Origin of the sequence: Pyruvatibacter mobilis (assembly GCF_012848855.1) — a bacterium.
Classification (GTDB): Bacteria; Pseudomonadota; Alphaproteobacteria; order CGMCC-115125; family CGMCC-115125; genus Pyruvatibacter; species Pyruvatibacter mobilis.
Genome location: NZ_CP051630.1, coordinates 1,006,327 through 1,027,820, shown reverse-complemented (window position 1 = coordinate 1,027,820; position 21,494 = coordinate 1,006,327). Strand labels below are relative to the sequence as shown.

The window sequence follows — 21,494 nt, the reverse complement described above, 5'->3', positions numbered from 1 at the left end:
CAATTCGCATGCGGGTTGATTTCAGTCAGCAAGCTGATATCTCCACCACCGCTTGGCCGCTTAGCTGCCGAGTTTCACACAATTCCGGAAACCAATATTGAGGTTCTTCCGTGTCTTCGGCTACTGCCGTCCAGACGACCCAAACGATCCACACCATCCGCCCCTGCGCACCTGAAGAGGCGCAAGATGTATGGCGGCTGGTGGCATCCGATCCCGTGATCGACACTAACTCTCCCTATCTCTATGTGATGGCGGCGGATTTCTGGCGCGACACTTTCCTGGTTGCCCATGACGAGGAAGGCCGGCTGTCCGGCTATGTCCTCGGCGTCCCCCGTCCTGACCGCAACGCCGTCTTTGTCTGGCAGATCACGGTGGCGGAGCATGCCCGCCGCCAGGGCCTGGCCGACAAAATGCTGGACGCGGTCACAGCGGCGGCCCGTCCGCTCGGGCTGACAATGCTGGAGGCAACCGTTGCCCCCGGCAACGAGGCATCAACCCGCCTCTTCACCCGCTTCGCCGAAAAGCACGGCGTGCCCTGCGAAGTGAGCGAAGGCTATGCGGGTTCCCTGTTCCCCGAAGAAGACAGCCAGGGCGAGCGGCTGTTCTCCATCGGGCCGGTACCTCCAGGGCGCGCAGGGAACAAAACCTGATCGCCTGACTTATCCGGGCACGCGCCCGTTCACCCAATCACGACACAACATCCAAACGCCGACCAAGGCGAGGAGCCCCCTATGTCTATCTTCAATGATGTTGAATCCAGCGTCCGCAGCTACTGCCGCAGCTTCCCCACGACCTTCGAACGGGCCAGCGGCTACCGCATGTGGGACCAGACCGGCCGCGAATATCTCGATTTCTTCGCCGGTGCCGGCACCCTGAACTACGGCCATAACCCCGACGACATGAAGTGGGCGCTGATCCGCTATCTCACCAATGACGGCGTGGCTCACGGCCTCGACATGCACACCGGCGCCAAGGCGCGCTTCCTCGAGCGCTTCAAGGAAGTGATCCTCGAGCCGCGCGACATGGATCATCGTGTCCTGTTCCCCGGACCGACGGGCACCAATGCCGTGGAAACAGCGGTCAAGGCGGCGCGCCTGACCAAGGGCCGCGACAAGATCGTGAGCTTCACCAACGCCTTCCACGGCATGACACTGGGCTCGCTGAGCCTGACCGGCAACTCCATGAAGCGCGAAGGCGCCGGCATGCCCTTGGGCGGCGACGTCATCCGCATGCCGTTCTGCGGCTACATGGACGACGAGATGGACACCATCGACTACTTCGAGCGCACGCTTGAGGATCCGGGCTCGGGCATCGACCTGCCGGCGGCGGTGATCGTCGAGACGATCCAGGGCGAAGGCGGCCTCAATGTCGCCACCAAGGAATGGCTGCAGCGCCTGCAGGGCATCTGCCGCAAGCACGACATGCTGCTGATCGCCGACGATATCCAGGTGGGCTGCGGCCGCACCGGCAAGTTCTTCTCCTTCGAGGACGCGGGGATCAAGCCGGACATCATCTGCCTGTCCAAGTCGATCTCCGGCTTCGGCCTGCCCATGGCCATCGTGCTGCTGGCGCCGGAATGCGACGTGTTCGAACCCGGCCAGCACAACGGCACGTTCCGCGGCAACAACCTCGCCTTCGTGACCGCCACGCAGGCGCTGGAGCGCTGGGCGACCAAGGATTTCGAACAGCACGTGCACAGCATGGCCAAGGCCATGAAGTCGAAGCTGGAAACGATCATCGACGATTTCCCCGGTCTCAAGCCTTATCACAAGGGCCGCGGCATGATGCAGGGCATCGCCGTCGAGCCGGCCGAACTGGCAGGCGAGATTTCAGCGGCAGCCTTCGAGCGCGGCATGCTGATCGAGACCGCCGGCGCCCATGACGAGGTGGTCAAGCTGCTCCCGCCGCTCATCCTCGACGCCGAGGGCCTGGACAAGGGTATGTCCATTCTGCGCGAGAGCTTTGCGGAAGTCGCCGCGCGCCACGGCCTCGACGAGGAAAGCGGCAATGTGGTGTCGCTGAAGAAGAGCGCCAGCTAAACTCGCCGCCCCTCACCCGGGGCCGCGCGACGCAGACACAGGCGGTGCATCCGGCAAGCGGGTGCGCCGCCTTCCTTTGAGAGTAACAGGACCAACATCATGATTATTCGCGATCTTGCAGACATCGTCGGCACCGACATGGACGTGAAGGGCAAAGGCTGGACCTCCCGCCGTCTGCTGCTGGCCAAGGACGGCATGGGCTTCTCCCTGCATGACACCCTGATCCATGTGGGCCACGAACTGCACCTCCACTATGTGAACCACCTCGAAGCGGTCTACTGCATCGAGGGCAAGGGCCGCATCCTCGACAAGGCGACCGGCAAGGTTACGGACCTGCACCCCGGCGTGGTCTATGCGCTGAACGAACATGACGACCACATGATCGAAGCCGACGAGGAGATGCGCATGGTCTGCGTGTTCAACCCGCCGGTGACGGGCACTGAGGTGCACGACGAAACGGGCGCCTACCCCGCAGCCACCGAATAGCAGCTGCACCCGCCATAACTCGGGCACATTTGACGGGCACAAGAGCGGTCTCGGAGGGGATCGTCTCTTGTGCCCGTTGTGTATTTGCGGGGAGGCGGCATTCAATGGATTTCATCTGGCTGATCGGCGGCGGTATCGCGCTTGCCATCGTCATCTCACTCGTCATGTTCGGCTCCGGCCACAAGCGCGCCCGCAAGGATGAGCGCCTTGGCCAGGCTTTCGACCGGGCCCGCTACGCGCGGCGCACCGGCACCATGGGCTCGGATCGCGGATATATCCGCTAGCCGGGTCCGGCCACGTTCGCATCAAACCTGTCATCCTTGACAGGAAATGACTGCACCTCCATTCTTGTCATGAGTGACAGGATTGGAGCGCGCCATGGCACGACCGCAGATGGGAGACGAACGCCGCGAGCAGATACTCGCAGCCTTCGAAGCCTGCGTGATGCGCGCGGGCCTGGCCAAAACGACACTGACGGACGTGGCGTCGGAATGCGGCCTGCCCCGCTCCCTGGTGCGTTACCACATCGGCAACCGGGCAGAGATGGTGGACCTTCTGATCGACCGCATGGTGGAACGCGCCGAAGACGGCGTTGCCCGCCTGCGGCCGAAGGGGCGCGCCATGACCACCCACGACCTCGTGGACGTCCTCTTCACCAACACCTTCACCAACGATGTGACCAACACGGTGGTGAACGAGCTGTGGTACCTCGCCGAGCGTGACGATAACATGCGCGACCGGCTGCGTGCCATGTATGGCCGCATCACCCGGATGCTCACCACACAGATGGAAAAGGACGGCCTCGGCAGCAGCCCGCAGGCACGCCGTGACACTGCCTACGCCATTCTCTCCCTGACCTATGGCAATGAAGCCTTCCAGTTCCTCGGGCTGCAGGGAGGCCGGCGCGCTGCGGCCCTCGCTGCCGCTCGCACCCTGGTCGACACCATGGCGACAGAGGGAACAGGGACGAAAACCAAAAAGGAAAAACAGAAATGAAGAAACTGCTTTTGGGCGGTGCCGCCCTGCTGCTGGCAGCAGGGGCCGCTGGCTATGTGTTTTTCGGCAGCAATATCGACCGTGCCACGACGGTGGCAACGCTGTTCACCGGGGAGGAGCAGTACCAGAACTTCCATCGCATGGATGACATGTTCCCGGTGAACCGCCTGCCGGCATCGGATAAGCCCTACGACTTCCCGGACGGCGAGAGGATCAGCCTGCCCGCCACCTTCACCTACAAGGGTGACACGGTGGATACCGAAGAGTTCATCAAGCTGACCGACACCGGCGCCCTCTTGGTGCTGAAGGACGGCAAGGTCGTCTATGAAAATTACTGGCTGACCGGCGGGCGCGACGAGCAATGGCTCTCCATGTCCGTCGCCAAGAGCTTCATCTCGACGCTGGTGGGGATTGCGGTCGAGGAAGGTCACATCGAGAGCATCGAGCAGCCGGTGACGGCCTATCTGCCGGACCTGGAAGGGTCTGCCTATGACGGCGTCCGCATCAAGGACATTCTGCAGATGTCATCAGGGGCTGCGTGGAACGAGGATTACTCGGACCCGGACTCCGACATCAATCGCTTCGGCCGCATCTTCGCCCTCGGCGGATCGCTCAACGACTTCATGGCCACGCTGGAGCGCGAGCGGGAGCCGGGCACCTATAACCACTACAACTCGACCGACACGCAGGTGCTGGGCGCGCTTGTGGTGGCAGCCACCGGCCGCAGCATTGCCGACTACATGACCGAAAAGCTCTGGCAGCCGCTGGGCGCTGAAAGCGATGCTTTCTGGCTCACCGACGATGAAGGCATGGAAATGGCCTTTGGCGGGTTCAACGCCACGGCACGTGACTATGCCAAGCTCGGCGAACTGTTCCGCAAGGGCGGTGAATGGCGCGGAAAGCAGCTGGTGCCTGCGGACTGGGCAAAGGCCGCTGTGACGCCGGACGCGCCGCATCTGCTGCCGGAGGCAGAAAACGGCATCCCCTTCCCGCTCGGTTATGGCTACCAGTGGTGGGTGCTGGACAGCACCGAGGGCGAGTTCTCGGGCATCGGGGTCTACAACCAGTTCGTCTATGTGAACCCCGCCAAAGACGTGACCATCGTCAAGCTGTCGGCCTTCAGCGACTACGCCAAGGACCTCGAACAGAGGTCCTACCGTGAGGAGGAAACCTTCGAGATGTTCCGCGCCATCGTGGACAGCCTCTGACACGCACCATGGGACGGGTGGCGGCGCGCAGTCTCCTGCTTGCGGCAACACCATTGACGCCGCCGCCCGCCTATGGATGATCCCCCGCAAACAGAAACACGTCTTTTCGGGGAGAATTCCATGCTTGAAGGCATTCGCGTCGTCGAACTCGCCACCTATATCGCCGCGCCTGCCGCCGCCGGCATCATGGCCGACTGGGGCGCCGAGGTGATCAAGGTGGAACCGCTTCAGGGCGACGCGATCCGCGGCATGTTCAAGAACGTGTCTGCCGCCAATGTGGAAGGCAACCCGATCTTCGACATGGACAACCGCGGCAAGCGCGGCCTTGCCGTGGACCTGCGCAACCCGCAGGGCGCCGAAGCGCTGAAAAAGCTCGTCCTGTCGGCCGACGTCTTCATCACCAATGTGCGCCCCGGCGGCCTGGCCCGCGCCGGCCTCGACTGGGCCACACTGCACGCCGAAAAGCCGGAACTGATCTATGCCAGCGTTACGGGCTATGGCCTGACCGGCGAAGAGAAGGACCGACCCGGCTTCGACATGGCGGCCTTCTGGGCCCGCTCCGGCGTTGCCAATCTGACAGCGCCCAAGGGCTCCGAACCCTTCCCCCTCCGCGTCGGCCAGGGCGATCACACCACGGGCCTTGCAACCCTCAACGGTATTCTCGGCGCCCTGTTCGAGCGCACCCGCACCGGCAAGGGCCGCCTGATTGAGGCGTCCTTGCTGCGCACCGGCATCTATTCCATTGCCTCTGATATGGCGATCCAGCTGCGCTACGGGCGCATCGCCTCCACCAAGGGCCGCACCGAGGCCGTGAACGCGCTGAACAATTTCTTCCAGTGCGCCTGCGGCACATGGCTGTGCCTGCTGACACGGCACTCCGGCGACATCTTCGGCCCCATCGCCCGCGCCATCGGGCGCCCCGAACTGGCCGAGGACGAACGATTCCTGACCGCAAAATCGCGCCGCGCCAATGCCGAAGTGCTGGTGACGATCCTCGACGAGGAATTTTCAAAACACGACATTGCTGAATGGGGCCGCCGCCTCGATGAGCAGGATGTGGTGTGGGCACCGGTGCAGACCCTCGCGCAGGTGGCCGAGGACAAGCAGGCGGAAGCAGCAGGCGTGTTCGTGGAGATCCCGGACGGTGAAGGCGGCAGCGGCAAATCCGTTGGAGGCCCGGTGCGTCTGCCCAATGAAGACGGCACGACAGCGGACAAGGTGCGCGGGCCCGCCCCGGCGATCGGTCAGCACACCGAGGAAATCCTCCGCGAGCTCGGCTATGACGATGCGAGCATCGCCTCCATGCGCGACGCCGGAGCGATCAACTAGGGAAATGGCGTCAGGCCAGCGTGCCGCGCAGGACGTCCTGATAGGCCTGGGTCACGGCGCGGGAGGGGATGGCGTAGGTGTCGTCGCCTTCGGCCCACTCATAGCGGTCATCCTCACCCTTGCGGGCGGAGGCTGCGGGGAGCGGGTCGAGGGACGCAAGCACGTCCATCACGGCAGGCGTCAGCACCAGCGTGGGGCGTGACGCGGCAACAGCACCGCCAGACAGGGCAAAGGTGAGCGGACCGGCACCGCCCTGGGCGGGGCTGCGGTAGTTCACCACCGCGTCAGCGGGCTGATGCACCAGCGGACGCGATGCCCCGGCGGAGGCGACCCGCTGCGGAGCACCTTCAAGGGCGGCGACGGCAGCCCGCGCGTCGGCGCCGATATCCTTGTCCCGTGTCAGCCGGTCATAGACCTCGGACACGTTCCTGGCGCGGCCGTTGCCGTCATAGAAAATCGATGTGTTGGCCTTGGCAGCCGCCGGGAACAGCGACGCAGCCGGGGTGCCCGGATCGCTCTCAGCCGTGTTGATGAGCTTGATCGCGCCGCTTGGCCCCATGAAGTGGGCAAGATAGAGCTCACCAGACGTCGCCTTGCGGCCAATGCCCTGCTCCAGCGCCCGCGCGCTCTCATTGGTCAGCGCACCGGCCATGAGGGCGGACACTTCCGGGTCATGGCGCAGGGCAAGAATTGCCTCCCGGGCAGATTTGTCGGTCACTTTGTGCCGACCACCCGCCGTGGTGTCGATGGCCGCAGCTTCGGCCTCCAGACCGAAGTCCGCGCCATGCCGTTTGACCACGCCGAGCCATGTCTGCTCGATGAACTGGAACAGGCCCGACGCACTGGACGTCTTGGCTTTTGCCGAGGGATTGAGCGAGCTTTCGCGCACGGCCGTCTCAAGCAGATAGTCGAAATCCGCCCCTGTCGAGGCAGCAGCCGTCTTCACGGCGGCAACGACGCTGGTGGTGCTCTGCGAGGCGTTGATATTGGCAACGGCGGTCATGCGGTCGGGCTCCTTTCGGCGCTACCGTTTCAAGCCCCGTGCCAGTTTATGGACACAGAAAGTCGGTTGGTTTCAGCCCCCTGCTTGTTAGGATGCGGTTAATGACTCCTAACAGGAGTTGAACAAGAACACGCATATGAGGGAGGCGCGCCGCATGACCGGACCCGGTCGCGACGACGACAACATCAATGATGAAATCGGCCATATCGCCGATGACATGATCGAGGCAGGCACCCAGACGCCGGCCATCCACGACGACACCCCGCCCGCAGCCGGAGAACCGCCCTACCCGAGCAGGCTGTACGCCTGGTACGTGGTGGGCGTGCTGGTGCTGGCCTATACCTTCTCCTTCATCGACCGGCAGATCCTGAGCCTGCTTGTCGTGCCGATCCGCCGTGACCTGGAAATCTCCGACACCGAGATGAGCCTGCTCATCGGCTTTGCCTTTGCGTTGTTCTACACGATCTGCGGCCTGCCCATCGGCCGCGCGGTGGACGTGAAACACCGGATACGGATCATCTCAATCGGCATTGCCTTCTGGAGCGTGATGACCGCCCTGTGCGGCGTCGCCAAGACCTATTGGCAGCTGTTCCTGTTCCGCATGGGCGTCGGCGTCGGCGAGGCGGCACTGTCACCTGCAGCCTACTCGATCCTGTCCGACTATTTCCCGCCCAATCAGCGCGGCGCTGCGCTGGGTGTCTATGGCATGGGCGTCTATATCGGCGCCGGCCTGGCGCTTGTCATCGGCGGCGTGGTGGTGAAGGCGGTTTCCGGCGTCGAGCACACCGTCCTGCCCATCGTCGGCGAGGTCTATGCCTGGCAGGTGGTGTTCTTCGTCGTCGGCCTGCCGGGCCTCCTGGTGGCGCTGTGGGCACTGACCCTGAAGGAGCCTGTCCGGCGCGGCCACACCCGCAAGACGGTGGATGCTAACGGGCGTGAGGTGCTGGAATCCGTGCCGGTGAAGGATGTGGTCGATTACATGCGCGCCAACTCCCTCACCCTGTTTTCCCACCATGTGGGCTACGCCCTGTGCGCCATGATGGCCTATGGCGTCTCCGCCTGGATTCCCACCTTCCTGATCCGCACCCATGGCTGGGAAGCCGGCGACGCGGGCATCTATTACGGGATCATCGTCGTCATCTTCGGCACGGCGGGCGTCGTCACCGGCGGCTGGATGGCCGACAAGCTGACCGAGATGGGCTATCGCGACGGCAAGCTGCGCGTGCTGCTTTATGGCGCGCTGGCCTGCATTCCCTTTACCGCCGTCTATCCCTTCCTCGACAATGCCTGGGTCGCCATGGCGCTGATCGCCCCGTCGACCTTCTTCGCCACCTTCTGCACCGGCGCAGGCCCCGCAGGCGTGCAGGAGATCATGCCCAACCAGATGCGCGGACAGGCCTCCGCCTTCATGATCTTCGTGGTGACCATCATCGGCCTTGGCCTCGGCCCCACGGCCATCGCGGTCGTGACCGACGCGGTCTTCGCCGACGACAACATGCTCTACGCATCCCTCGGCATCGTCGCCACGGCCATCCTCGTGATCGCCGTCGTCGTCATCTGGGTGGGCCTAGACGCCTACAAGGCCAGCCGCGACTACCTGGATGAATGGGTGGCCGTGCACGAAAAGCCGTGAGGTCGCACAAGCGCCCAACCCCAGGCTAACTCCAGCGGCCTTGACCGAGTTGTCCGCAGCATCTAGCTTGTTCGTGTTTTGTTCTTATTGCGTGCGAGCACTAGAATGTCCAACCAGCATACACTCGCAAAGAAGTTCCGCGCCCTTCACCAGCCGGGCAAGCCCTTTATCATTCCCAATCCATGGGATGCGGGGTCAGCCCGATACCTTGCTGCACGCGGTTTCCCTGCGCTGGCCACGACCAGCGCAGGCTTCGTTTTCTCGAGAGCAATGAGTGAAGGCTCATTGACGCGCGATCTTGTCCTGACACACGCCAGTGAACTGGTGGAAGCAAGCAACTTGCCCGTGAGCGCAGATCTCGAGGACTGTTATGCGGCAGCAGCGGAGGGCGTAGCGGACACCATCAGGCAGGCGGCCGCTACAGGACTCGTCGGCGGCTCAATCGAAGACGCCCGCCAAGGCACATCTGACCCCATGTATGGGTTTGAAGAAGCCCTTGATCGAGTGCGCGCCGCAGTGGAAGGGGCCCGGTCTCTACCCTTTCCGTTCACCTTGACGGCGCGCTGCGAGAATTACCTGTTTGACCGGCAGGACCTGGCTGACACCATCAAACGGCTCCAAGCCTATCAGGACGCTGGCGCCGACGTCCTTTATGCGCCCGGCCTGACCCGGATCGAAGACGTCAAAAGCGTCGTCACATCGGTCGACCGCCCTGTAAACGTCGTCGTGGGACTGCCGGGGACCCAGTTCTCGGTTGAAGAACTTGCCAGGGCAGGCGTTGCCCGCATCAGCATTGGCTCGGCCCTGTTCCGGACGGCGTTCACGGCAGTAATTCAGGCCACTGATGAAATGCTGGCCACCGGTACATTCACCTTTGCCAAGACAGCGACAGGCTTTGGTGAGCTGAACGAGTTGTTCTCATCATGACCTGTCGTCCTGCCTAATAGCTCTTCGGCAGGCCTAGCACGCGTTCGGCGAGGAAGGAGAGGATGAGTTCGCGGCTCACGGGGGCGATGCGGGCGATCATGACTTCACGGAGATAGCGCTCGACATGGAACTCCTTGGCATAGCCCATGCCGCCATGGGTCATCACCGACCGTTCGCAAGCCGTGAAGCCCGCTTCCGCTGACAGATATTTGGCGGCATTGGCTTCGGCGCCGCACGGCTTGCCCGCGTCATAGAGATAGGCCGCCTTCATGCACATGAGCCACGCGGCTTCAAGCTCCGCCCAGCTGGCTGCCAGCGGGTGCTGGATGGCCTGGTTCTGGCCGATGGGACGGCCGAAGACTTCCCGCTCGGCCGCGTAGGTGGCTGCCCGCTCAAGGGCGAGCTGCCCGAGGCCGACCGCTTCCGCCCCGATCAGAATGCGTTCCGGATTGAGGCCGTGCAGGAGATATTCAAACCCCCGCCCCTCTTCGCCGATCAGGTCCTCCGCCGGCACGTGCAGCCCATCAATGAACAGCGCGTTGGAGTCGACCGCCTTGCGGCCCATCTTGTCGATCACATGGACGTCCACCGCCGAGCGGTCGAGATCCGTGTAGAAGAGGCTCAGGCCGTCGGTTGGCTTGCGCGCTTCCTCAAGCGGTGTGGAGCGCGCCAGAAGCAGGATCTTGGTCGCGGTCTGGGCCGTGGATGTCCACATCTTGCGGCCGTTGATGATGTAGCCATTGCCGTTGCGCACGGCCCGTGTCTCGATATGCGTGGTGTTGAGACCCGCATTGGGTTCCGTCACGCCGAAGCAGCAGCGCGCCTCGCCGGCGATCAGCGGGGGGAGGTGTTTCTGCTTCTGTTCATCCGTGCCGAACACCACCAGCGGCATGGGACCGAACATGTTGATGTGAATGGCGCTGGCACCGGAAAAGCCCGCACCGGAGCGCGCGACCGTATGCATGACGAGCGCCGTCTCGGTAACCCCAAGCCCCGCCCCGCCAAACGCCTCCGGCATCGCCGTCCCCAGCCAGCCGCCTTCAGCCATGTCCTTCACAAACGCTTCGGGAAACACGCCATCGGCATCCCGCGCCAGCCAGTAGCTGTCGTCATAGGCCGCACAGATGCGGCCCACAGCATCCACTATCGCCTGCTGGTCTTGCGTCAGCTCAAACATGCTTCCTCCGGTCTTGCTGCCTGTTGACGCGGCTTGCCCGCGCGTATTTACAGTCATGCCCCAAAGCAAGGGAGGGCACAAATGGCCGGGCTTTATTTCGAGGAATTCGAGGACGGGATGGTGATCGAGCATGCCATCCGGCGCACCATCACCGAAAGTGACAACACGCTGTTCTCGGTGATGACCATGAACCCGGCGGCGCTGCATCTGGATCATCATTATGCGGAAACAGAGACCGAGTTCGGCAAGCCGCTGGTGAACTCCCTGTTCACGCTCGGCCTGATGATCGGCATCTCGGTGCATGACACGACGCTGGGCACGACCGTCGCCAATCTCGGCATGACGGATGTGAATTTTCCCAAGCCGCTGTTCCACGGCGATACGGTGCGGGTGGAGACCCGGGTGATCGGCAAGCGGGAGTCCAAGTCGCGGCCGACCCAGGGCATCGTCACCTTCGACCACACGGCTTTCAATCAGCATGGGGACGAAGTGGCCCGCTGCCGCCGCCAGGCGCTGATGCTGAAGAGGCCCGCCAAATGAGGTCGCTGCTTTTTGTCCCTGCGGACAGCGAAAAGAAACGCACGAAAGCCTTGGAGGGCGACGCCGATGCCCTGATCCTCGACCTCGAGGATTCAGTCGCGCTCAGCGAGAAGCCGCGGGCGCGCGCGGAGACGGCGGCGTTCCTCCGCGACGGGGACCGCAAGGGCAAGACCATTGTGGTGCGTGTGAACCCGGTGGACGGCCCGCATTGCAGGGACGACGTGACACAGATCGTGCCCGCTGCGCCGGACATGATCATGCTGCCCAAGGCGACGCCGGAAGGCGTGCAGGACCTGAGCGACATGATCGCGCCGCTGGAACGGGAGGCGGGCCTTGACCCGGGATCGATCCGCATCCTCACCGTGGCCACCGAGACGCCCGGAGCGCTGTTCGTGATGGATGGCTATGTGCATTGCGGCGAGCGGCTGGCCGGCCTGTCCTGGGGCGCGGAGGACCTGGCAGCCGAGATGGGCGCCACCTCCAACCGCCGCACAGACGGCGTTTACACGGACACTTTCCGCCTCGCCCGCACCCTGACCCTCGCCGCCGCCCGCCATGCCGGAGTATTGGCAATCGACAGCGTCTACACGGATTTCCGCAATGAAGACGGCCTGCGCGCGGAACTCGCCGAGGCAGTGCGGGACGGGTTTGATGCCAAGCTGGCGATCCACCCGGCCCAGGTGGCGGTCATCAATGAGGCGCTGACGCCATCGGCTGCGGAACTGGCCGAAGCCCAGGCAATTGTGGATGCCTTTGCCGCCAGTCCGGACCAGGGCGTGCTGTCGCTGAATGGCCGGATGATCGATCGGCCGCATCTGCTGCAGGCCCAGCGGGTTCTCATGCGTTCAGCGCAAGGCTGAGTGACGGGAATCACGCAGCACAACCGCCTTCACCCACTGGATGGTGGCGACTCTTCAGTATAAGCTGCTCTGAATAAAGGACTTCCGGCGTTGCGTATTTGGAAAGCTCCCACACAACAGGACATCTTCCTCGGGGACGTCGACATGCGCCGCTTGAACATCCAGGATTCCGCTTTCCTCACCGTCGAGACCGATGAAAGCCCGACCCATGTGGCCGGCTTGCAGATCCTGCAATTGCCGCCGCGCTACAAGGGCAACTTCTTCCAGGAAATGTTCGACAGGTTCGACCTGTCCGCCCCGCCGCAGGCGCCCTTCAATCTCAAGCTCGGCGGCCAGCTGTCGAAGCTGGAGCTGACCCCGCGCTGGGTAGAAGACGAGGATTTCGACCTCGACTACCACATCCGCTTCGTGCGCCTGCCCGAGCCGGGCACCATGGAGCAGCTGACGGCACTGGTGTCGCGCCTGCACGGCCAGCGCCTCGACCGGGCGCATCCCCTGTGGGAGTGCTATTGCATCGAGGGCATCGAGGGAAACCGGGTCGCGCAATACATCAAGATCCACCACGCCCTGGTGGATGGCGTCGCGGCCATGTCGATCCTGTCCTCCACCCTGTCACGCTCCGCCCGTCACCGGCAGGACAAAGGCTTCTGGCAGATGCCGGTGAAGCGCAACAAGAAGGTGCCGGTTAAAGCCGGCCCCGCGCCGAAGCGCGACATGGTTTCCCTGGCACTTGAATCCCTAAGCCAGGTGGCCGAGGGCGTGAACACCACGACCCGCACCGTGAGCGAACTGGGCGGCAAGCTGCTGCGTGGCGGCTTCCACATCCTTTCCGGTGACGAGCGGGACGCGCCGCTGCCCTTCCAGGCACCGCCGACGATCTTCAACACCACGATCTGCCGTCACCGCCGGTTTGGCGTCGCCACCCTGCCCCTGACCCGCGTCAAGGACACGGGCAAGAACCTCGACGCGACGGTGAATGACATCGTGCTGGCGATCTGCGCCGGCGCGCTACGGAAATATCTCACGGTCCACAAGGCCCTGCCCGCCAAGCCGCTGACCACCATGTGCCCGGTCTCCGTACGCCCGAAGGATGCGGAGCAGGAAGGCAATTCCATCTCCATGATCATCACCACGCTGGCGACGGACGTGGACGATCCGCTGAAGCGGCTTGAGGTGATCAAGCGCTCTTCGCGCGCGGCCAAGGACAAGGTGAACCACCTGTCCCGTGAGGCTGCCACCAACTATTCGCTGCTGCTCAACGCGGCCGTGCTGGCCACCAATGCGGTGGGATTGGGCGGCACCGTGCCGCCGCCCGCCAATCTGGTGATCTCCAACGTGCCGGGCCCGCGGGAGCAGCTCTACGTCAACGGCGCCAAGCTGGTGGCGAATTATCCCATGTCGGTGCTGGTCCACAGCCAGGCGCTGAACATCACCGTGACGAGCTATCTGGATTCGATTGACTTCGGCCTGATGGCGGACCGGGAAGTGGTGCCGGACGTGGACCTCATGGCCGACCTCGTGATCGAGGCCGCGCAGGAACTGGAAGACGCCTTCGAAAAGAAGATGGAGCTTCAGGCTTTCCAGGCCGCCGAAGCGCTGGCAGCACATAAGCGCCTCAAGGAAGCCCAGGCCGAGGCAGGCAAGAAGAAGCCGGCCCGCAAGAAGGCCGCCGCGCGCAAGACAACCGCAAAGAAGAAAACCGCCGCGAAGAAAGCGACGTCCAAAGGCCCCGTCGCCAAGACGGGCGGCAAGCGCACGGCGAAACTCGAAGCCAAGGCAAAGACCGCCGCCCGGCGGGCCCGCAAGGTGGCCAAGCAGACCCCGATCAGCGAGGAGGCAACCACCACGGTGCCGGATCCCAAGCTGAACGGCGCCCTGCAAACGCTCGACGTGACGACCGTGACGCCGGAAACGGTAGTGGTGACCCCGGCAGTTGAGACACCCGCACCGGACAAGCCTGCCGAAGGCTATTCAACGGCAGCCGAGTAGCAGCGCGCCGCACTCCCGCCGGATCACCTGTCCCTGATCACTCCGGGTTGGCCAGCCCGCCTGCGCCGCCGCGCCGCGCCAGCACGCGGAAGCGCAGGCTGATGACGGCAGCCGAAAACAGGCTCGCGATGAGGAAGGCTTCAAGCAGCCCCTGCGGCCCGCGCTCCCAGTGAAGGCCGAACAGCCAGGCCAGCGGCAGCATGATCAGGAAATAGGAAATGACGTGGAAGCCCGTGGGCACCCACGTCTCCCCCATGCCGCGCAAGCCGCCGGCAACAACCGTCTGCGCCGTATCAAACGGCAGCACCAGGCCGATGAAGCCAATCAGCCCGGCCGCCAGCACGATGAGCTCGCCATTGTCGCCATAGATTGAGGCAATGGGCTCGCCAACCACCATCAACAGGCCGCCGAGAACGGTCATGACGGCGAGGTTGAAGCCGAGACCGATCCACCCGGCCACTTCCATCTGGTGCCGGTCGCGCTGACCGTAATAGAAGCCCACGCGCACCGCTGTCGCCGTGCTGATACCGACGGCGGCCATGAAGGACACCGCGAACACATTGAAAGCGATCGTGTAGCTGCCCAGTGCCAGAGCGCCCATAGTGCCGGCCATGAGCTGCATGATGGAGAATGCAGCGTTCTCGGTCCCCATGCTGGCGCCTGCGGCATAGCCAAGTTCCCGCTGCCGGGCACCGCCCCGCCAGAACGCCCGCCATCCGGCCGCCACGCGCGCCCGGACGCCGAAGCGCTGCCGGTCACGCAGGTGCCAGATGTAAAGCGTGATGATGAGAGCCTGGAACGTCCACACGATCGCCGTGGCAACAGCGGACCCGACCGCCCCCATCTCCGGGAACGGACCAATGCCGAAGACGAGCAGCCAGTTGGCAAGGATATTGAGCAGATTGGCAGCAATCATCAGCACCATGCCGGGCACCGGGCGCTTGATGCCTTCAAGGAAGTAGCCGCCCGCAACGGTGATGAGCACGAACGGCATGGCGAGGCCCAGCACCATGCTGACCTTGCCGCCTTCACGCGCAAGCTCAGCCGTCTGGCCGGTAAGCGCCAGGATGGGCCCGCCAAAGAGACAGAACACGAATCCGAGCAGCCCTAGCGCCGCCGCATAGGGGACGCCGCGCCGCCATGCCGCCCCGCAGGCCGTGTCATCCCCCGCCCCGAATGCATTGGAGGTGACAACCAATTGCCCCATGATCCCGCCGAGCAGGAACAGCAGCATGAAGCTGAAGGGCACATAGCCGATGGCCTGGTAGGCAAGTTCCTGAGCGGAGTAATTGCCCACCATCATGGTATCGACCACAGACATGGTCAGCACACCGCCACGCTGCACCATGGTCGGCAGCGCAAGGCGAACGAGCTCCGACAGGTGGGCACGGTAAAGTGCAACACCGCGCTGGCCGGCCGCCGGCGCATGCGCCGTGCTCATGATGTTGGTATCGTCGGTGTGCGGCGGCATGGGATCTTTCAATTGTGCCCGCCGCCACTCCGGCCTCGCGGGGGGCGCGCACGCTAACACCGGATCGCGCCCGCGGTAAGCCACGGCGGTCGCAAAAACTTGTCTCGTGTCGGGCATCATGCTCCCCTATCTGCAAGGGGTAAGTGGGGTCCGAAAGGGAGGAGACTGCACATGCGCACACGACTTGTGGCTTTCGCCGTGATCCTGCTGGCAGGCGGTGCCGGTACCTGGCTGATCCTGCAGACGAGCAGGCCCGCAGCGATCGTCTTCGGCCTGTCTGTTCTGCTGCTGTCCCTGACCGCCTTCCTCAACCGGAAGAAGGCGACCTCGGCGGCATCTGACGGCAAACACACGACCGGCAGCAGCAAACTCGACAAGATGCCCGCCGGCGCCGTCGCCTTCCGCCAGAGCCGTGCCATGGCCCGCGCCGAGGATGGCGAGATCCGCGGCCTGCCGGGTGGCCCGGGCTAGGACGCCCGCCGCCGCCACAGCCCCTCCCCGCAGTTTGCCAGTATGTGATGTCCCAGTTCCCGCCTGACAGGCCAAGCGCCAGCCACCAGGAAACGATCATTCCCCTGGAGGCCTTGCCCGCCCGCCGCCGCCGCCCGCGCGCACTCCACACGGTGGGTCTTGTGGCAGCCAGCATTACCGGCGCCGTCCAGTTTGCCGGTGCCGAAGCCACCGCGGGCGCGAGCCTGATGACCTATGGCTGGGGCGACATCACCATGGCTGCCCAGCGCAGCGCCAACCATTCAGGCACGACCGCACCGCAGCGGGTGGTCTTCATCCACGGCACGCCCGGGTCGGCAGGCGCCTGGGAGGATTATCTGGCAGACGTGCCGGAAGGGTTCGAGTTCATCGCCGTGGACCGCGCGGGCTTCGGCGACAGCGGCCCGGACGATGCGGTGACGTCGCTGGAAGACCATGCGCGCGCCATCGCCCCGCTCCTGGACGCGCGCGGCACCATCCTTGTCGGCCATTCCCTCGGCGGCCCCGTGGCAGCGATGCTTGGTATTCTCAAGCCTGATGCCGTGCAGGCGCTGGTGATCGTGGCGGGTTCGCTGGATCCCGCGCTTGAAGAAGTCCATTTCATGCAGCCGGTGGGTGAATGGTGGGGCGTGCGGCATGTGCTGCCGCGCATGATCCGCAATGCCAATCGCGAATTGCTGGCGCTCGAGCCCGAGTTACAGGCCCTTTCTGCCCGGCTGGAGGAACTCACCATGCCGGTGGAGATCATTCACGGCACGGAGGACAACCTCACGCCCTTCGCCAATGTTGCCTATATGCGTGCCACCATGGTCAATGCGCCGCTCAACATTACCGTGCTGGAGGGGGAGAACCACTTCCTGCCGTGGAACGCCAAGCAGCATATCGACGCGGCAATCCGGCGCGTTGCGGCCCCGGGCAATGCGCCGTAACCCCGTCTAAACCGGGTGTGCGACAAGCTGGCCATATGGGTTAGATTGCCCCCGACCTGATTCATTCCTGCCGCCGGACACCAGATGGATTTCTCCTACGAGGCGCTGCTGGCCTTAATCGAGAGCTTCTCGGACAACCAGCTTCTGGTGATGCTGGCGATCATCGCCGGCACGCTGATCCTCGAGGATGCGGCCACCGTGACCGCTGCCCTTCTGGCGAGCGAGGACGTGCTGCCCCACACAGCCGCTTTGATGTCGCTCTATATCGGCATCCTTTTCGGTGATTTCGGGCTCTACGGACTGGGCGCCCTGGCGGCACGGTGGCCCCGTGCCCGGCGATGGGTCTCCGAGCACAGGATCATGAAGGGCCGCGAATTTCTCGAAGGCTCACTCTTCGTCACATTGTTTGGCGCGCGCTGCATCCCGGGCATGCGGCTGCCGACCTATACCGGCGCAGGCTTCGTCGGCATCCCCTTCCCGCGTTTTGCGCTCTATGCAGGGGCGCTGGCGGCTGGCTGGTCCACCGGCGTCTATACCCTGATCGCCATATTGGGCGAGACGGTGCTGGACGAGCTTGGCCCGTGGCGCTGGGGCGTTGCCGCGATTGTGATTGTGCTGGCCATTGTGCTGCCCCGCATCACGGCGAAGATATTGAAACGGTTCGGCACTCCTCAGCCGACGGATAATTCCTAGCTCAATCAGTCCGGGGCCCGCGCGCCAATGACCGAGACCGCCACACCGCCCACCCCTACCCCTCCGCACCGCCCGACACCCAACCGCCCGATCCATGTGGGCATGCCGCCCCTGGATATGTCAGGCCCGCCCGTCTCCCATTTCGAGTTCTGGCCGCAGCATATCTTCTATGCGCCCATCGCGCTGCAATGGTGCTGGCTGGCGCTGCGCCACCGGGGGCCGGGTCTTGCGCTGCTGGCCAACCCGTCCTTCCCGGACGGCGGCATGGCAGGTGAAAGCAAGCTGGCGATTTTCGAGTTGCTGGAAGGCCAGGCCCGCGAGGCCATGGCCAGGTGGACGTCCCTGACCCGCGGACCTGCCGATACCATCGGCACGGCGCAGGACATGGAAACCGCCATCGGCCTCATGGCGGCAGCAGATCTCAGCTTCCCGGTCGTGGCAAAGCCCGATATCGGATGCCGCGGCGTTGGTGTACGGCCCGTCCGCAGCCGCGAGGACCTGGCGGCCTATCTCGAGAGCTTCCCGCAAGGCGCACGCCTGATCCTTCAGGAAATGGTTGAGCATGAGGCGGAGGCCGGTGTCTTCTATGTACGGCTGCCGGGCGAGAAAACCGGCCGCATCTTCTCGCTTACCCTCAAATACTTCCCTCACGTGATCGGCGACGGTCACTCGACGCTTGCTGAGCTGATCGCCGCGGACCCGCGCGCCGGGCTGCTGCAGCACATCTACCTGCCACGCCACCGACACCGGCTGGACATGGTCCTGCCCCATGGCGAACCCTTCCGCCTCGCCTTCGCCGGCAGCCATTCCCGCGGCACCATCTTCCGCGACGGGGCCGCCTACATCACGCAGGAGATGGAACGGGCTTTCGACGCCATCGCCGACAGCATTCCCGAATTCTATTTCGGGCGCTTCGACCTGCGGTTTGAAAGCATTGAGAAGCTGCAGCGCGGCGAAGGTTTCAAGCTGGTGGAGATCAACGGCGCCGGCGGCGAAGCCACCCATATCTGGGACCGCAAGACGACCCTGCGGCAGGCCTATGCCACGCTCTTTGAACAGAACCGGCTCCTGTTCGAGATCGGCGCGCGCAACCGTAGGCGCGGCTTCCGTGCCCCGAGCATCTGGAACCTGTGGGATGCCTACAAGCGGGAAAAGCACCTGAACCCGCTTTATCCGGTGACCCAGTAACAGGCCTCAGATCTCCGGCCGCCAGCGCGAGACCTTGTCTTCGAAGTCCGGACGCACACGTTCGCCGGGTGCATTCACCACCGAGCCGAAATAGAGATACCCCGCCACGCGCTCATTCTCGTGCAAACGCAGCGCCTGGTTGACCATGTCGTCATAGGCGTACCATTCGGTCAGCCACTGGGCAGCAAGACCATGGGCCGTGGCGGCGATCAGCATGTTCTGGCAGACAGCCCCCGCCGACAGCACCTGCTCCCATTCCGGGATCTTGCTTTCCGGATTGACGATGGAGACAACGGCAACAACCGCGCCTGCCCGCAGGAAGCGCTCGCGCTCGAACTGGCGGCGGTCATCCTCGTCAGGCATGCCGCTGGCGAGATAGGCCCGCTCAAGCACGCCCCCGAACTGCTTGCGCGCGGTGCCCTCGAACACGATGAACCGCCATGGGGCGAGCTTGCCATGATCCGGCACCCGCAACCCCGCCCGCAGGATATCCTCCAATTGCTCCGCAGACGGACCATCCTGCCCCATGTCGCGGGCAACGATGGACCGGCGGGTCCTGAGGAGATCAAGGGTCGGGTTGGCAGCGTCGGTCATCAAGGGGCTCCGGCGAATGGCAGTGCGGCGCCTGTATAGCGCGGTTCAGCCCTGATGTAGTGTTTTGAGAACGGCTCGCAAGTAGAAAAAGCGCGTAGCCCCGGGGGAAGGTCCTACCGGCTGAGGGTTTCGCGCAGATCAGCCCGGATTTCCGGCCCCTCCTTCGGGGTCCCGGAGGCCGGGACCGTGGACGTGACCGGCGTCAGCAGGCCTTCAACGTCGATATCCGGCGGCGAGCTCCAGCCGGACCCCGGCGCACCGGCCTGAAGCTGGCTGAGGGTAAAATCCATCCGCGTGTCATAGGTCCGCTCCGGCTGGTTGCGCAGCCGCTGTTCGGCCTTGTACCAGGCGCGCTTGGTGCCGCCGTCGGGGCACGTGGCAAGCTCCGCCCCGTCCGCACCCCAGCGCCGCTCGGCACAGTGGTAGGGGTCAAATGACAGATCAAACAACCGGTCCTTCACATCAGCAAAGCCGAGGTTGACCTCAGCACCCGCGGAATTGCGGTAAGTTATGCGGCAGGCATCCGCCTCCGCCCTGTACACCCCCAGCAGGTCAGCGCGGATGTCTGTGCCTGCATAGGTGACCCGGTCGCTGCCGTCATCCACGAGGGCAACGAAGCGCGCGACCTCATCCCGCAGCTCCATGAAGGATGTCTTGAGGCGGGCATCGCGCGACGGGGTGGAATAGGTCTCCCACTCCCCGCTGGTGCCATAGATGTTCTGTGGCAGGCGCGACGGCTGCGGCTTGCGGTTGATGCCCGCGGCAATGGCTTCATCCACCGCGTGAACGCGATAGGTCAGGTCATCACACAGCGACCGCATCATGTTGCGCGTCTCGACAAGCGGGTCATAGACGAGGTTGCGGCCTGCCACCGCGGCACGGACCCAGTCGTAGTAATCCATCCGCTGGCCGTTGAAGGCAAAGCCGCCCGCATTCCACGCGGACCGGTCGGGCGCGACATTGCCGTAATACTGATCGACAGAGAAATCCGGCAGCTCGCTATTGGCCGCATATTCGTACCGGCCGCCGACAAGACTGCCATCTGCAGCACGGGTCGCGCCGACAAGGCGCAGGGGCCGCCAGTTCTTGAAGCCTGCCCCCATGGTCGGCCGGGACCGCACGAACTTGCGGCCATAGACACCACGGGTAATGGAATTGTCCGGATGCGCATCAATGTAGTGAATGCGGCCGTCCGGATCGACGCGGTAGACGACCGTCAGATGCCCGTTGGGATCATAGATGGTAGTGCCTGGCCGGATCGATTGCGGCGCGACGCTGGCGGAATAGTGATCCGCCGCAATACCGCGCTTTTCCTCCGGGTGGTAGCGATACATGGCGGAGGAGACATAGTTGGAGATGCGCTGAAGCATCAGCGGCCCATCCGCCGGCACCTGCCCCGGCTGGTTGATCACCGCCGTCTTCTCGATCACCCGGTTGCCCGCCGCCACATAGCGGATGTCGCGCGTATAGCCGTTGGGCGCCACGGCGCTGGCAAAGGCGAAGGGCAGACCGTTCATCCAGGCGAAGTAGCCCCGGAGCGTGTAAGGCAGGTCCGCGCAATCGGCATAAAAGCGCACGCCCTTGGGATTGCGGCCGCGATAGACATTGGCTGCATGCTTCAGGCACTGGTCGGTGGTGCGGCAATCGCTCTCACCGATGGCCGTGATGAAATCCTCGTAGGCCTTCTCGTCACTGGCAGTCCACCGGTCCCGAAGCAGGCGCCAGGAACGCGGCGAGGCAGCCCGCGACGGGAGCGGCGCCGGCGCAGCGTCAGACGTGGCCGCAGCTGGCTCTGCCGACGGCGCAGGGGATGACGCCAGCACTGGTTGAGAAACACCCAACCCAGCGCACAAAGCCACTGCCGCGCCCAGAACGCGGCCGAATGCCGGATTGCCCATGCTGCCCCTCACCTTCCCGGTTGCCGTAGCCGTAACGACCGTCAG

At 64.2% G+C, this 21,494-nt stretch carries 21 protein-coding genes; 16 read left to right on the top strand and 5 right to left on the bottom strand.

The genetic code is table 11. The annotated features are described in order from the left end of the window. Positions 1-110 precede the first annotated feature (110 nt). The 7 genes from ectA (at position 111) to HG718_RS04730 (ending at position 6,058) form a co-directional block, all read left to right on the top strand. A complete protein-coding gene (gene ectA / locus HG718_RS04760) occupies positions 111-650 on the top strand; it encodes a diaminobutyrate acetyltransferase (protein WP_160588851.1) in 540 nt (179 codons plus the stop codon). A gap of 81 nt (positions 651-731) precedes the next feature. Next, positions 732-2,039: a diaminobutyrate--2-oxoglutarate transaminase gene (gene ectB / locus HG718_RS04755; protein ID WP_160588852.1), complete on the top strand. Its 1,308-nt coding sequence runs from the start codon at positions 732-734 to the stop codon at positions 2,037-2,039. A gap of 99 nt (positions 2,040-2,138) precedes the next feature. After that, positions 2,139-2,525 (top strand): ectoine synthase, encoded by a 387-nt coding sequence (locus HG718_RS04750; protein WP_027840671.1) that lies wholly within the window; start codon positions 2,139-2,141, stop codon positions 2,523-2,525. A 104-nt stretch (positions 2,526-2,629) separates the two neighbouring features. After that, complete coding sequence (locus tag HG718_RS04745; protein ID WP_027840670.1) at positions 2,630-2,809, top strand: hypothetical protein; 180 nt, start codon at positions 2,630-2,632, stop codon at positions 2,807-2,809. Positions 2,810-2,903: 94 nt separating this feature from the next. Continuing rightward, positions 2,904-3,521 carry a TetR/AcrR family transcriptional regulator gene (locus HG718_RS04740; RefSeq protein ID WP_160588853.1) on the top strand — a complete coding sequence of 206 codons (618 nt, stop codon included), beginning with the start codon at positions 2,904-2,906 and terminating at the stop codon, positions 3,519-3,521. Next, entirely contained in the window at positions 3,518-4,729 is a 1,212-nt protein-coding gene (locus HG718_RS04735; RefSeq protein ID WP_160588854.1) for a serine hydrolase domain-containing protein, read from the top strand. The genes HG718_RS04740 and HG718_RS04735 overlap by 4 nt, the downstream gene beginning before the upstream one ends. 120 nt (positions 4,730-4,849) lie before the next feature. Then, positions 4,850-6,058: a CaiB/BaiF CoA transferase family protein gene (locus HG718_RS04730; protein WP_160588855.1), complete on the top strand. Its 1,209-nt coding sequence runs from the start codon at positions 4,850-4,852 to the stop codon at positions 6,056-6,058. 10 nt (positions 6,059-6,068) lie between these two features. Here HG718_RS04730 and HG718_RS04725 read toward each other — a convergent pair whose 3' ends face one another. Continuing rightward, entirely contained in the window at positions 6,069-7,061 is a 993-nt protein-coding gene (locus tag HG718_RS04725) for a lysozyme family protein (protein WP_160588856.1), read from the bottom strand. A gap of 154 nt (positions 7,062-7,215) precedes the next feature. Here HG718_RS04725 and HG718_RS04720 point away from each other — a divergent pair, with 154 nt between their 5' ends. Both HG718_RS04720 and HG718_RS04715 read left to right on the top strand, forming a co-directional pair. Continuing rightward, positions 7,216-8,694: a spinster family MFS transporter gene (locus HG718_RS04720; RefSeq protein WP_205345715.1), complete on the top strand. Its 1,479-nt coding sequence runs from the start codon at positions 7,216-7,218 to the stop codon at positions 8,692-8,694. Between the two features lie 105 nt (positions 8,695-8,799). Next, positions 8,800-9,621 (top strand): isocitrate lyase/PEP mutase family protein, encoded by an 822-nt coding sequence (locus HG718_RS04715; RefSeq protein ID WP_160588857.1) that lies wholly within the window; start codon positions 8,800-8,802, stop codon positions 9,619-9,621. Between the two features lie 13 nt (positions 9,622-9,634). Here HG718_RS04715 and HG718_RS04710 read toward each other — a convergent pair whose 3' ends face one another. Further along, on the bottom strand, positions 9,635-10,798 hold the full coding sequence (locus tag HG718_RS04710) for an acyl-CoA dehydrogenase family protein (protein ID WP_160588858.1): 1,164 nt from the start codon (positions 10,796-10,798) through the stop codon (positions 9,635-9,637). An 81-nt stretch (positions 10,799-10,879) separates the two neighbouring features. Here HG718_RS04710 and HG718_RS04705 point away from each other — a divergent pair, with 81 nt between their 5' ends. From HG718_RS04705 to HG718_RS04695, 3 genes are all read left to right on the top strand, one after another. After that, on the top strand, positions 10,880-11,338 hold the full coding sequence (locus HG718_RS04705) for a MaoC family dehydratase (RefSeq protein WP_027840664.1): 459 nt from the start codon (positions 10,880-10,882) through the stop codon (positions 11,336-11,338). Further along, positions 11,335-12,198 carry an HpcH/HpaI aldolase/citrate lyase family protein gene (locus HG718_RS04700; RefSeq protein WP_160588859.1) on the top strand — a complete coding sequence of 288 codons (864 nt, stop codon included), beginning with the start codon at positions 11,335-11,337 and terminating at the stop codon, positions 12,196-12,198. Before HG718_RS04705 ends, HG718_RS04700 begins: the two co-directional genes overlap by 4 nt. A gap of 144 nt (positions 12,199-12,342) precedes the next feature. Beyond that, positions 12,343-14,187: a WS/DGAT/MGAT family O-acyltransferase gene (locus HG718_RS04695; protein ID WP_160588860.1), complete on the top strand. Its 1,845-nt coding sequence runs from the start codon at positions 12,343-12,345 to the stop codon at positions 14,185-14,187. A 37-nt stretch (positions 14,188-14,224) separates the two neighbouring features. Here the strand turns inward: HG718_RS04695 and HG718_RS04690 are convergent, their stop codons facing one another. Next, complete coding sequence (locus tag HG718_RS04690; RefSeq protein WP_160588861.1) at positions 14,225-15,658, bottom strand: MATE family efflux transporter; 1,434 nt, start codon at positions 15,656-15,658, stop codon at positions 14,225-14,227. 171 nt (positions 15,659-15,829) lie between these two features. Here HG718_RS04690 and HG718_RS04685 point away from each other — a divergent pair, with 171 nt between their 5' ends. From HG718_RS04685 to HG718_RS04670, 4 genes are all read left to right on the top strand, one after another. Then, positions 15,830-16,129: a hypothetical protein gene (locus HG718_RS04685; protein ID WP_160588862.1), complete on the top strand. Its 300-nt coding sequence runs from the start codon at positions 15,830-15,832 to the stop codon at positions 16,127-16,129. A gap of 47 nt (positions 16,130-16,176) precedes the next feature. Next, positions 16,177-17,076 (top strand): alpha/beta fold hydrolase, encoded by a 900-nt coding sequence (locus HG718_RS04680; protein ID WP_160588863.1) that lies wholly within the window; start codon positions 16,177-16,179, stop codon positions 17,074-17,076. Between the two features lie 84 nt (positions 17,077-17,160). Further along, positions 17,161-17,769, top strand: a complete 609-nt coding sequence (locus HG718_RS04675; RefSeq protein WP_160588864.1) for a DedA family protein — start codon at positions 17,161-17,163, stop codon at positions 17,767-17,769. A gap of 27 nt (positions 17,770-17,796) precedes the next feature. Beyond that, the gene (locus HG718_RS04670; RefSeq protein ID WP_160588865.1) at positions 17,797-18,957 is read left to right on the top strand and encodes a D-alanine--D-alanine ligase; all 1,161 of its coding nucleotides are present in this window, start codon (positions 17,797-17,799) and stop codon (positions 18,955-18,957) included. 6 nt (positions 18,958-18,963) lie between these two features. On the opposite strand, the gene HG718_RS04665 is transcribed toward HG718_RS04670, so the two are convergent. Both HG718_RS04665 and HG718_RS04660 read right to left on the bottom strand, forming a co-directional pair. Beyond that, positions 18,964-19,551, bottom strand: a complete 588-nt coding sequence (locus HG718_RS04665; protein ID WP_027842027.1) for a nitroreductase family protein — start codon at positions 19,549-19,551, stop codon at positions 18,964-18,966. Positions 19,552-19,664: 113 nt separating this feature from the next. Beyond that, positions 19,665-21,374, bottom strand: a complete 1,710-nt coding sequence (locus HG718_RS04660; protein ID WP_160588866.1) for a hypothetical protein — start codon at positions 21,372-21,374, stop codon at positions 19,665-19,667. Positions 21,375-21,494 lie beyond the last annotated feature (120 nt).